Source organism: Flavobacterium beibuense F44-8 (genome assembly GCF_000769915.1).
Lineage (GTDB): Bacteria > Bacteroidota > Bacteroidia > Flavobacteriales > Flavobacteriaceae > Flavobacterium > Flavobacterium beibuense.
This window is the reverse complement of record NZ_JRLV01000041.1, coordinates 1-12,457: the sequence shown is the minus strand read 5'-3', so window position 1 is coordinate 12,457 and position 12,457 is coordinate 1. Positions and strand designations below refer to the sequence as shown.

The following is a 12,457-nucleotide window of genomic DNA, read 5'->3' as shown; positions in this document are numbered from 1 at the left end:
TGCCGAACCGTTTCTATAACGGAACCGATTACAGGTATGGCTTCCAGGGCCAGGAAAAAGATAATGAGGTTAAGGGAGAAGGGAATAGTTATACCGCACAATTTTGGGAGTATGACCCTAGAATAGCTAGAAGATGGAATCCTGACCCAATTATAAAAACTCATGAATCTCCCTATGCTGCTTTTGCAAACAATCCTATTTGGTTTGCGGACAAAAATGGTGCTGATACAACTAAAATTGCTCATATAAAACCTTTGTTAGATAGAATGGGTAATTTATCTAGTCAAATGGAAAAAATAGGCAAAAGGATTCAAGAATATGAAAAATTTATTGCTGAAGTTGAAGATATACTCGCTGAACACAGTGCATGGTCAATTGGACTTGGACTTGCTAGTGAGGGCTTAGGCTCTATTGTAATGGAAGGTCATTACCTTTTATCTGGAACAGCAGATAAAGTTGATAAAATCTATGCAGACTATGAAGAACTTCAAGGACAGTTTGAAATCTTATATAATGAATATGATTATATAAGAGGTTATCTTAAATGGAAGTTTGCTTCAAGCAAAGCAATAGAACTAGAAAGTACCAAACTTGAAGAAGCCTCAGCTGGGGTTGGAACGGTTGTCGCAGTTGCTTTATATGAACTACATAGAAATAGCAATAGTGCTAAAGGGAATTATGCAGTATATGAATTTGATATTGATGGAGAAAAGTTTAAATTTGGTGTTGCAGATGCCAATAGAGTGACTAAAAAAAATATTAATGTTACAAAACCGAATGGTTCAGTGGAAGTAATAAAGGCTGGAACTCCAGTTAGAATTTATGCTCAGCATAGAGCGGCATTATCTTTATCCGATAATGTTAAAGTAACTTATGAAATACATGAAAATGTAACAAAGCTTCATATAAAACAGATCGAAAATACAGCTATCTGGGATTGGTTTAGGAAAAATGGATATGTCCCAGATGGCAATACAGCTCATGCTAGAAAATGGAGAGCAAAGCAACAAGGCTTTTTTAAATTTAAAAAATTGAGATAATGCATAATTTTAAAATGGATCTTTTATACCACAAAGCTAATTTTGACTTAAGACCAAAAGTTTCTTATAAGTTAAAAGAGTATATTGAAGATTTTTTTGTTAAAGCACTATTTACTGAAAAGAAAATAATTGTTAACAGTAAATTTTCTACTTTATTACAGGTAAGTTTTTTTATTGATAAAAAAGAAGAATATATAGTTTGTCTTCCCTGTACTGTTTATAAAGATATGAATATTAAAGCATTTCCTATTATGGTATCCTATATTGACAAATTTCACGAATCAAAAAATGTTAATTTAGATTTTGCTAATATGTTATTTGATGTAGTATCAGAGTTTCTTTTATCAAACTATAAAAAAATTAAATTTGAAGATTTGAAAAGTTTAAGAGAAGAAATAGATAAAGATTATTTATCAAAAATTATATATCCTGCACCATTTAACGAACAATGCTTTATAGGAGATGATAATATGAATGACAAAAAGAAGTATTTGGACTAAAAAGTGCAGAATTCTAATTGGTATAGATTTAATCATGTATATTTCAAGATTTTTACATTTTTAAATATTCTAAATTTTTTAGGGCTATATGTCAGAAATGTAGCTTCGGCATTGTAACTTTTTTAAGAGTATGCCTGTAATAGTAATTAATACTGGTAATTAATCATGGATTTATCAAAGTACGATATAGAAATCATAATTTAATAATATACACTTTCTATATCTAGTTATTTAAGTGCGATGGTCCAAAAGAAGCTCCCGGAACGGGAGCTTCTTTCTATTTAATTAACTGTTTACCCCAAACCTAAAATTTCAAGAATATATTTGTAACAGTCATTATACTCTTCATCATTCTTGGTTTTATCATACTCATTAAGTATGATATTTATTATGCCGTGGTGACCTCTGTATTCTTCCTTGGTTAGTAAGTTACGTAGGTGGTTTTTAATCTTTTCTTTTGAGAGCTGGGGTTTTGAAGCTGTTTCTGTAGTTGTATTTTCCTCTTTTGATATTATATTTTCAGGCTCATTCTTAACCTGTACACTTATACCGTCATAAGCAATAAACTTGGCCATAGAGGCGTCTATGTACTTAATCTCATCTTCTGGTTCATCAAGCCACCAAAGCCCATTCGTAGTACTTTCGGGTGGTGTGTGGACACTTTCTATAGATGGCTGTGTTTTGATAGCTCCTAGGTCTGTGGTTTCGTTAGTGACAGTTGTCGTCCTTGTTTCTATTGCTATGGTTGTATTGTCTGGCTGTGATGTGAATCGTTCAGGATTGAAAGCCCTGTGTAACTGCTCTTCCAAGAAAGTTTCGTTTACGCTTATGGTAGTTGATGAACCGCCTTGTTTGCCATTATAGTTATGCTTAGTCTCTTTGATAATATAGCCTTTGGTGCCTAACCCTCGGATTATCTTTTCCACTACCTTAGCCTTAGCTTTCCCCTTTTTGACCACCAAGTAATCAGCTATGTCGCTATAGTTCATGTAAAAGTTCAGGCTCCTCCTTGTATAGGAAAGTATTAGCTCAATCAGTTTGATTTCATTGGCTGTTAAGTCCAGATGAGTAAACTCTGGAAAGCTTTGGATGTAGTTTTTGTAAGCATCCTGTAAAGAAGTGAATTTCATTGTGTTTTATCCGTTTTTCCTTTTTATCCCGTAGGATAATGATGTCCGTTTTTTGTAGGGTAACGGAGCTGACGGTAGCAACCCCATGTGATTGTGATTTTTTTAAATTGTAAACAAAAAAAATGATATAGTCAAGTGGTTTTGGTTATTTATTTTGGTAGATGTGTAAAATAGTTTAAAACCATCTACAGGCTGCCTCGCGTTGGTTTTGGTAAAGAATCTATAGTTGGATTTATTTAAAGCGTTTTAAGGCCTCTTTATACCGAAGGGTGTTGGATTGATTTCTTTTTTGTAGATGATTTAACAGGGAGCTTTATTTAAGGTTGTATAACAGCTTCGCTGTATTGGAAGAGATGAAAAATGAATAAAAATTCTAATTATATAGTGGTAGGCAGCTTGTGAGCTGCCTTATTATAATATCTATGAATAAATTCTTATAATGAGGCTATCTACAGGTAGTGTGCCTACAGCCCAGCGGTGGTTTAGAAAGAGTCTACGGATAGTCTTGAGTCTTTTTTATCCAAAACGATAAGCTCTTTGAAGTACCATTAGGTTTCAAAACTATCCATATACTGCCTTGAAAAGGTGCCTATATTGGCCTTGATTCTCACGTACAGTTTATATCTGATACCCCAAAAAACCCTGAAATAGTGTTGCTTGAACACATAATACAGAGTGGTTCGTATAAGCTACCCCCATGTAGCGGTATTTTTTTAGAAAATCAGAGAAAGGCGGCAGGGTATCCTCCCTCTTATACCCCCTCCCTGCCCCCCTATAACAGCTCCAATCGGAGTCCTTTTCATATTCTGAAAATTTTTTTTTAAAAAATTATAGGGGTATAATTTTAAGAAGGTTTAATCTTCTTTTTTTGGCTCTGGTAAGGAGATTCCTTTAAAGAAATCCTCAAGACTAACACCAAGTACCCTACAAATATTTATCAATGTTTTTAATTCAAAGTTTGCGCCAGTTTCTAATCTCCAATAGGCGCTTCTACTCATGCCTAAATCAAAGGCGATATGCTCATAGTTTTTATAACCCTTCTCTTTTCTAAGTGCCTTCAATCTTTCTGCAATTAAATCCAGCTCAGGCAATTGTCCTTTCTTTGTTGATTTTTCCATACCTCAAATCTCATAATAGAGTATGATTTGAGGTACTCTATAATAAAGTACACTATAAAATAGAATTTAATTTCTATATTTGTAATCTTAATCTTTAATAATCAAACAATGAAAAAACAATTAATACATTCAACCTTAGCGGCTCTAACCTTATTTTTTACAGCTTGCAGCGGAACAGACGATTCACCAGTCTTAGCGCAAAACTCAGACACCACACAGTTATTGGGTAAGTGGAAAATTTACAAAGCCGTATACGGACAGGGGACAGAACCTTTATTCTATGATATAAGCGGATGTGGCAAGGAGGTACTTGAATTTACTAATGACGGAGAGGTTACTGAGACTGTCTATAGCGATGATGACTGCTATTTTGGAGGCACAGGCACTTATTCTTGGTGGGTGGAAGGAAATGAAATACACTACGGTGCACAAAATATTTATTATCATATCGTTACGGTTGATGGAAATGAGTTGGTGCTGGATGCCACAGCAGAGGCAGATTATATTAAGTATTATAAAAGGGCTGAATAGTGAAAGAGTGGTTAGTAGACTTGTATCCCAAGGATGGGGGATATAAGACACAGGTAAGGATATTTGCACCAAATAGTTCAGCAGCGTTAGCTTCGGCAAGAAAACAGTATTCCTCTTACCGCACAGGAAGTATTAAACAAGCAAATCAATAACTATGAACATAAATCACATTCTTTATCTTGTCTTTCTCTTTGCAGTCAGCCTTATATGCCATAAGCTATTCAATACACCTATAGCGGATTTTTGGTTGTTTGTCTGGCTGGGCTGTATAGCCTCCCTTTTCATATTTGTGAAATTAATACTACCAACACAAGAGAGAAAGTACAATGCCATCAAAGATATTGACATTGAATCCGCTTTCAGGGATAAGATGAAAGAACAGAAGCCGTATTCTTATATAGCAGGTTTCCACATGCTGCTCTTTATAGGAATTACCATTGTATATTTTATTAACTAACCTTATACTAAAAACCAATGGATAAAATCAGTTCATGCTCTTGCGGAAACAACCGCAAAGGCGACCGTGCCAAACAATGCTCCAAATGTGGTAAGGTAACCTGCCAGAAATGTAGCTTTACAAGTTGTACCTGCGGTAGTACAAGTTACAAGAAACAGCTTACTATAGGCTAAAAACGAGACCGGGATCGGTCTCGTTTTTTTTATGCTGTACCTGACCAGAAAACCTTTAGCCCGATTTTCGTAAAAAACACACTATTCCCCTGAAGATCAGTAGTTTACATCTATTTCAATTTTCATAATTAGTGAAATATACAGGCTAAAAGCCCTGTTTTCAGGGGTTTAAGGAAAGCGTAAAAACACCCACTTTCACTAAGCACGCAAAACAGATAAAAGTGAAACTTAAACAACAGTAAAATAGCACTGAAAGGACAAAAGACAACATCGGATTTTTTTAGAATGGGAGAAAATGCAGTCGCTGGTTTTGAAGCTCGAGCGAGACGGAGATAATAAATTTGCGCTATTAATTGCTACTGGCAGTTATATCGGGCTTCGTATCTCTGACCTGTTGAAGTTACAATGGGGGCAGCTGCTGGGTCAGGATTACTTTATAATCACAGAGAAAAAGACCAGAAAGCAGCGCAGGATAACCATCAATCCCAAACTGCAGGAAATCCTTGCCCGCCTTTATACCGCAATGCAGGCTAAGGAAAGTGATTATATGTTTGTTAACCGTTTTGGCGACAAGCCGTTCAGTATCCAGTACGTGAATGCCAAGCTAAAGGAAGTATTTGCCAAATACGGCATTAAAGGCCAGTATAGCAGCCATTTTATGAGAAAAACCTTAGGGCGCAGGGTGTGGGAGGTAAACAAATATTCAGAACAAGCCCTGCTGCTTTTATCCCAGCTCTTTAATCACATTAACATCAACACCACAAAGATATACCTAGGTATCCGCCAGCAGGAAATAAGCAACCTGTATCTAAGCGTATAGCAGGGGCTGTTATTTCAAGCGTTTAAAAATACCCCATGAAAAACCTTTGATAATTAGTGACTTATAATCACAATTGTAAAAAAAGTGGTCAGCATATCTTGTCATCAAAGCCTTTATTCGGTATTTTTGTAACTATATCAACTCAGAGAACAAATCCTTAAGAAGCGATTTGTTTTGTTCCTGCCTCAAAACCCAATGAGGGCTCAGGATGTACCAAAGGTTAACGGTCATGGGTAGCCGATAACCTTATCTCTTTAAAAACAACCTATACTTTTTAAACTCGGGCTTTCCCGAGCAGGGATACATATGTCCCAACCCTTCGTCAAACTTATAATTATACAGTCTATGGCAGCAGAAACAATATCATCTGAGAACAGGATACCAACGATACATTTTAACCCTTTTACCGCAGTTCAGGTCGAAGAGCCGACCCTAAACAGGTACGGCTTGGATTTGACCAGTACCGATTTTATCAAACACCAGCACAACAATCTGGAAGCCGAGGTTATCGGGGGAGTCGGAACCGTCATACTGAACCGTTTTATCATAACCCGTAAGATAAGCCGTAAGCCCCAAATGAACGCACAGGAAGTATACCGCAATACGGTAGACCTGTACAATGAGGGCAACCTGCAACACTTTATACGGCAGGCATCCCTAAAGCTGAAAATGGAATCACCCGCCGTGACAGACTTTGTCTATGACCTTACCGAAAGACTGGAACAGTACAGGAAAGACAGGTTCACCTACAGGGAAGAGCAACCAAGGATTACACCTCCAGAGGCAAAAGAGCAGAGGACAGTAAAAAAGCTGCTGGAAAGCCAAAACCTTATACAGGAGCTGGAGCAACTCATGAAAGAAGCAGGTGTATTATGTCCAAAGACAGGTGTACAGCTGTTTATAGCCTCCCTAAGCAGCAAACTCCCACAAGTACCCCCATTGTGTCCTGCAGGGCAAGGCAAACCTTACCGATGAGCTTATAAAACAGTTTGCAAAAGTACTTCCTGATGAAGTTAGCCGATATAAAACCTCCTTGTCTGATAATGTACTCTACTATGCCCCATCAGAGGGCTACTGGAATCAGAAAGTACTAATGCTTCAAAGTGTGGATACCCTTGGCAGAAAAAATACAGCCCTGACAGAGCTGCTGGTACAAGGCAAGGTAAGCAGGATGGTTACAGAGAATACCCAACAGGGAACCTACAGAGCAAGCCATAAGGCTATCAATGGCACATTCAGCTTTATAAGTGCCACAGCCAAGGGCTGCCAAGGGATATTGAAAGCCGACAATGTAATTGCATTGCCCCTACAGGAACCCGATGCCCTTGCAGAGGCAATAACCGACAGGGAAATTCGCAAGCATGCAGGTCTTACTGACCAAGCAAAGGAAGATAAGGCCATACGGCTGTTACAGTTCCTGTTCAGGGAACTGAAAACGGTTAAAGTTATTAATCCGCATTTGGAACAGTTGGACATCACAGGTCTTTTTAAAAGGATTACAGGCTTATAAGCCAGTTCCTCAGGTTTACCCAACTGGTAACGCTTTTACATCAGAAACAGTTGGGTGCAGTTAAATCAGGCGGGATGTACCAGATTGAGGTACAGCCCAACCATATGCTGGCAGTACTGGAACTTTTTAAGCCGTTATGGGCTGTTGAGGAAAAGGAACTGCCTTTTATTGTCGCCGGCACGCTGGCGACAATAAAAGAGAAAATAAAGAAGGGTGACCCTGCCCATTATGGGGAAGCAGAATTTCGGGTTAAGGATATGCGGGCAAAGCTAAAGATAAGCCCAGCCACTTTCGCAAGGCACATCAACACCCTGTATGATTATGGCAGGATTGAGCGTACTGGAGGCAACAGGCGGGAAGGCTTTACCTATAGGATATGCCATTGGGAGGATACAGCTACAGCCATTGACCAATACCAAGCCCTTAAAGAGGCAATTAACTCATTATAAAACCAATTGTTTCTCATAATGAAATTCCCAGCAATGATAAGGGGTGACAAAGAAAAATGAGAAACTCAGACATTATATAAAATAAAACATGAAGAAGATACAACTTACCAATACCCTTTTTAAGGACGCTGTGGAACAGTTCCGTTGTAGGTTACAGGCACAGGGAGCATCGCAAGGACAGGTATACAGCAAACCCAATATGGTTATCGAGTTCCTGCATTATCTGGAACAAAACGACAAAACAAGGCTTAGCCAGATTGACCAGAAGATTGTGACGAATTATTTTGACTACCTAAAGCAACGACCATTACAAACCAAACAAGGTATTATGAGTGCCACCTACCTTAAAAAGCACAGGGAGGCTATACTGCGCTTTATAGAGTTTACACTTACCAATAAGGGTGAGCCAGTTGGTCAGGGACAGAGCGGGGTTGTCATAAAGATAGCCAAAGGAGATAAGGCAGCTATTGAAATAATGCTGGAGGAAGAGATAGAAGAGCTGTTTAACAGCTGTGATGCTACCATGCTGGGTATACGAAACAAAGCCATACTGAGTCTGTTATATGGTTGTGGTATGAGGAGAAAAGAACTGCTGGAGCTGGAGGTACAGGAAATAGACCTGAGTAAGGGCTGGATACACATAGACAAGTCAAAGACCAAACACGGCAGGGACATTCCCATGAGTCCAAAGGTTCAGTCAAACATTGAGGATTATCTTTTTAATGTAAGGAACATGATGCTGGACAGCCATAACGGGCTTACCAGCTTTTTGATAACCGAAAGAGGGACGAGAATGGGTAACAGCAATCTGGCAAAGATAATGGACAAACTAAAAGAGCAGTCCAGTATACAGAAACGTCTTAGTTGCCATCTATTGCGCCACTCTATAGCTACCCATCTGCACAGACACTTATCCATTGAGGAGGTTGCCCAGTTCCTCGGGCATAAGAGTCTGGATTCTACAATGATTTACATACACTTAAAAACGCAGTATTATGGATAAGGAGAAGTTGTTGGATAAGTTTGAAACCTATATTACCGAAGATTTGGGTTATCTCTACAATACCCATAAAGGTTACAGGAGCAGTATTAAAAATTATTTGGATTGGCTAAGTGATAATGAAGTAGAACCAAAGAAAGTGTCCTTAAGCCACACCTATGACTTTTTAGCCTACAGGAGGCTTAAGGGAGATAAGCACAGGACGATAATAGGATACAAGACCGCCATTACTCATTTTAATCAATGCATCGGGATGAAACAGAACCCAGCACTACTGGTGTATTTGGCTAAGAGTGACAAGAAAACACCTATAGGGATTATTGATGAGGAGAGTCTTGAAGCTATATACAGAGAAATACAGGCCAATACTCTGATACAGAAAAGGGACAGATGCATGTTAGGTATGATGGTGTTTTTAGGTTTGCAACGTACTGAACTGGCTATACTGGAACTTGATGACCTTGATTTGGAGCAAGGCAGGGTATATATTCCTGCCACACAATCCACCAACGAGAGGTTTATAAACCTGCACCCAAAACAGATGATGCATCTCTCCCAATACATCTATGATATAAGACGCAGGTTATTACAGGAATATAAACTCACTTCCAACCGTCTTTTCTTTAGCTGTGGTGAAGCCCCTGATTTAAATGGGGCATTGGCTAGGATGATGAAACGTATAAAGCTGGAATTTCACTATGTGCGGGATTTCAAACAATTAAAGCAATCAAGGATGGTTATTTGGGTTAAAGAGCATGGTCTGCGTCAGGCACAGTATCTGGGCGGTTACAGGTATGTGACCAGCGTGCAGCGATACGACTTCAAAAGTATTGACGGCCTGCAACGAAAACTCACTTATAGTCATCCTATGGAACAAATGAATTAAATATTGTAATATATAATGAGAACCATCTGATAATACCAGATGGTTTTTTTATTTTTGGCTAGCAGGTAAGCCATTGGATTACCCATACGTTCTTTTACAAAAAATGTTCAGATATTGTATATAAGGTGTTAGCCTTTCGGAATGCAGATGCCGAACCGATTCTACAACGGTACAGATTACAGGTATGGCTTCCAGGGGCAGGAAAAGGATAACGAGATTAAAGGCGAAGGGAATAGTTATACAGCCAAATTTTGGCAATATGATCCAAGAATAGGGAAAAGGTGGAATATTGACCCATTAAATTATGCTTGGCAATCGGGGTATGCTACATTTAATAATTCACCTATTAAATTTACTGATCAACTGGGGTTATATGGAACTAAGGATGAGGCTGATGCAATGAGACAGAAAGCAATTGACAATGGTTTGTCTCCTAGTGAATCATATCAATTAGAGGATACTCACGAATGGGCGTTTAGCATATCAACAGATGAAGCTATATATCTGTTTGTTCATGTTACCGATTTTTCATCATATGCGCCAACACCAAATATTGAAGCCAAGGAAAATGCTACGACTAAAGATATTTTTAAATCAGTTTCAGACTTAGGACCAGTCAATTTATATAATTCTATAATACGTTCAAAATATATTAGTGATGTTGCTGCTTTAGAACCGCTTTATGATAATGTTTGGAAAGGAAACCCAACTAATCAATTAGGCTTAGATACTCGATATAATTTAAAATTAAACACTAGAAACAACCTAATTGCAGGACAAGGAAAAATGTTTGAAATATTAGAACCTTTAGAAAACAAACCGTTGCTTAACAAAGCAGGTAATGTTACTCGTTTTTATCAAACAAGAACATCTGTTAACATGTTAAATAAATTTTCTAAATTTGGAAGCGTTTTTGCTGTTGGTACTTCTGCATATCGAATCGCTACTGCTGATGATAAGATAAAAGAAACTGCTAAAGTGACTACTGGACTAGCTGCAGGTTGGTATGCTATGCAAATAACAGCTGGTATTAGTGCACAAGTAGGGCTTTGGGCATCTACTGTTACTTCACCTTTAGGCGGTATAATAATTGGAGGAGCTGTTTCGTTAACTTTTGGAGCTATAGGAACTTTTGCAGGTGAAGCGGCAGTAGAGTATATATATGATCTATTAGAAGAATAGAAAAGTTTATTATGAAAAATAAAAATTACTTTAAATCTATTGAGAAGCAACATGTAAACAAGCTTTTCGATAATATAAAAACAAAAATTATAATTCAAGATATTGAATCTGTAAAAATTATATATTCGAATCTAATCACCGAAGAGAATGTAGAAAACATAAGAGATTCATTTTTAACGAAATACAACAATGAGTCTCATTCATTGGTAGTAAACTCATATTTTTGTGCTTATCTAATTTGTATGAATGATTCAGTATTAAATTTAGTTTTAAGTGTTATTGATGATACAATAACTAATAAAGAATTGATCACAATAACTAATATAACTGAGTTACCCAATTTACAGAATAACGATTTATTGATTTACAAAGAAGGAATTATTACAAATTTTTCAGGACAATAAATCATATTTTATTTCTCTTTAGGTAAGTAAATATTAAAATGGTAATATTTTTTAAAAAAATCTCACCGCTGGCGCGAGCAAATTGCTCGCGCCCAAACAGTAAAACAATTAAGTATGTAAAAAGGCAACCGTATTGGTTGCCTTTAATTTTTAATACACCTCCAGTTTACTATGCACCTTCTCAATCTCCTTGTCCATGTACGATTGTGCATAATGTACATAACGGTTAAAGGAGTTACTGGCGGCACTATGTCCGCTTATTTTACGAACCAGGTGCTCTGGCATACCTAAAATAAGTAAGGTAGTTATGGCGGTGCGTCGCATCATGTGTGAGCTCATTTTATCACAAAAACGTTTTTGCGATGCATCGCCATTTTTTATCATCTTTTTGGTTTTCCCCTGCTTTTCGCGTAAAACCTCTACGGGAGCTGTAAATCCGGCATGTTCTCCAAGAGTTTTAAGACTTTTGTTAAAATTGAAAAGACTTATTTTACCAAAAATATATGCTTTATTATTTTGAGGTTTGTATTGGTTATAAATAGCTACTGCATAAGCAGGAAGTTTAATATAGCTAAAGGTTTTTGTTTTTTGCGATTTTACTTTTAAATACCAGTCGGCATCAACGTTTTCAATATTTTTATTAGTCAGTAAAAAAATATCCGAAAAACGGAGTCCCGTTGTACAACCAAAAACAAAAATATCTTTTATACGTTTTAATGATGGCGTAAGGCTTTTTTCAAACTCCCTGTCGTGTATTAAAAACTTAAGCTGATCGGGCGATAGAACAAAAATATCAACCTCTTCCTTGCGTACATAAAACAGTCTTTGGAAATCACCGGTATTAAAATCCTTATCGTTTTTTAAATAATTAAAAAATACCCTTATGGTTTTAATATTGGTTCCCACATAATTATCATAACAGCCATTATCATATAAAAAGCCGGTAAACTTAAGGTAAAACTTTTTCCAGTAATTTTTTTCTGACTGCAGTTCACGTTTGGTAAGCTTTGTTGCATCGCATATTCGCACTTCAAAACCTGTTTGTGTACTAAACTTTATAAGGTTTTGCAATACATAGTAATAGTTTTGTATGGATTGAGGTTTTATGCGTTCGCCATTCTTTTTAAGCCTTTTGCCATTTTCGGTGTCCTTTATAAACTGTTTGAATAAAGGTATAACAGGAGTCAGTTTTTTCATAATAACTGTTTTCTCAAAATTACGATTTTAACCAACAAACCCCAAGCCTAGGCTTGGGGT

General features: G+C 37.2%; 14 protein-coding genes and 1 pseudogene. 12 read left to right on the top strand and 3 right to left on the bottom strand.

The genetic code is table 11. From position 1 onward, the window contains the following. A pseudogene (locus Q763_RS18000) lies at positions 1-1,040 on the top strand (hypothetical protein); the annotation flags it as partial. Next, entirely contained in the window at positions 1,040-1,540 is a 501-nt protein-coding gene (locus tag Q763_RS17205) for a hypothetical protein (RefSeq protein ID WP_035136309.1), read from the top strand. The pseudogene Q763_RS18000 and the gene Q763_RS17205, both read left to right, overlap by 1 nt. Positions 1,541-1,833: 293 nt before the next feature. Here Q763_RS17205 and Q763_RS17200 read toward each other — a convergent pair whose 3' ends face one another. Further along, positions 1,834-2,670: a hypothetical protein gene (locus tag Q763_RS17200; RefSeq protein WP_035136307.1), complete on the bottom strand. Its 837-nt coding sequence runs from the start codon at positions 2,668-2,670 to the stop codon at positions 1,834-1,836. A gap of 854 nt (positions 2,671-3,524) precedes the next feature. Next, complete coding sequence (locus Q763_RS17195) at positions 3,525-3,788, bottom strand: helix-turn-helix domain-containing protein (protein WP_035136304.1); 264 nt, start codon at positions 3,786-3,788, stop codon at positions 3,525-3,527. 222 nt (positions 3,789-4,010) lie between these two features. Here Q763_RS17195 and Q763_RS17190 point away from each other — a divergent pair, with 222 nt between their 5' ends. The 10 genes from Q763_RS17190 (at position 4,011) to Q763_RS17145 (ending at position 11,200) form a co-directional block, all read left to right on the top strand. Next, on the top strand, positions 4,011-4,319 hold the full coding sequence (locus Q763_RS17190; protein ID WP_157499530.1) for a lipocalin family protein: 309 nt from the start codon (positions 4,011-4,013) through the stop codon (positions 4,317-4,319). 474 nt (positions 4,320-4,793) lie between these two features. Continuing rightward, complete coding sequence (locus Q763_RS17875) at positions 4,794-4,949, top strand: hypothetical protein (protein WP_157499528.1); 156 nt, start codon at positions 4,794-4,796, stop codon at positions 4,947-4,949. A 310-nt stretch (positions 4,950-5,259) separates the two neighbouring features. Further along, positions 5,260-5,769 carry a tyrosine-type recombinase/integrase gene (locus Q763_RS17180; protein ID WP_232297540.1) on the top strand — a complete coding sequence of 170 codons (510 nt, stop codon included), beginning with the start codon at positions 5,260-5,262 and terminating at the stop codon, positions 5,767-5,769. Positions 5,770-6,114: 345 nt separating this feature from the next. Continuing rightward, a complete protein-coding gene (locus Q763_RS17175) occupies positions 6,115-6,744 on the top strand; it encodes a hypothetical protein (protein WP_035136301.1) in 630 nt (209 codons plus the stop codon). A gap of 58 nt (positions 6,745-6,802) precedes the next feature. Continuing rightward, a complete protein-coding gene (locus Q763_RS17170; RefSeq protein WP_035136300.1) occupies positions 6,803-7,279 on the top strand; it encodes a hypothetical protein in 477 nt (158 codons plus the stop codon). A 74-nt stretch (positions 7,280-7,353) separates the two neighbouring features. Then, positions 7,354-7,728, top strand: a complete 375-nt coding sequence (locus tag Q763_RS17165; RefSeq protein WP_157499526.1) for a type IA DNA topoisomerase — start codon at positions 7,354-7,356, stop codon at positions 7,726-7,728. A gap of 88 nt (positions 7,729-7,816) precedes the next feature. Continuing rightward, positions 7,817-8,731: a tyrosine-type recombinase/integrase gene (locus Q763_RS17160; protein ID WP_035136298.1), complete on the top strand. Its 915-nt coding sequence runs from the start codon at positions 7,817-7,819 to the stop codon at positions 8,729-8,731. Beyond that, positions 8,724-9,614: a tyrosine-type recombinase/integrase gene (locus Q763_RS17155; protein WP_035136297.1), complete on the top strand. Its 891-nt coding sequence runs from the start codon at positions 8,724-8,726 to the stop codon at positions 9,612-9,614. Before Q763_RS17160 ends, Q763_RS17155 begins: the two co-directional genes overlap by 8 nt. A gap of 141 nt (positions 9,615-9,755) precedes the next feature. Beyond that, a complete protein-coding gene (locus tag Q763_RS17150) occupies positions 9,756-10,796 on the top strand; it encodes an RHS repeat-associated core domain-containing protein (RefSeq protein WP_035136296.1) in 1,041 nt (346 codons plus the stop codon). Between the two features lie 11 nt (positions 10,797-10,807). After that, the gene (locus Q763_RS17145; RefSeq protein WP_035136294.1) at positions 10,808-11,200 is read left to right on the top strand and encodes a hypothetical protein; all 393 of its coding nucleotides are present in this window, start codon (positions 10,808-10,810) and stop codon (positions 11,198-11,200) included. A 150-nt stretch (positions 11,201-11,350) separates the two neighbouring features. On the opposite strand, the gene Q763_RS17140 is transcribed toward Q763_RS17145, so the two are convergent. After that, positions 11,351-12,397 carry a tyrosine-type recombinase/integrase gene (locus Q763_RS17140; RefSeq protein WP_035136293.1) on the bottom strand — a complete coding sequence of 349 codons (1,047 nt, stop codon included), beginning with the start codon at positions 12,395-12,397 and terminating at the stop codon, positions 11,351-11,353. Positions 12,398-12,457: the final 60 nt, after the last annotated feature.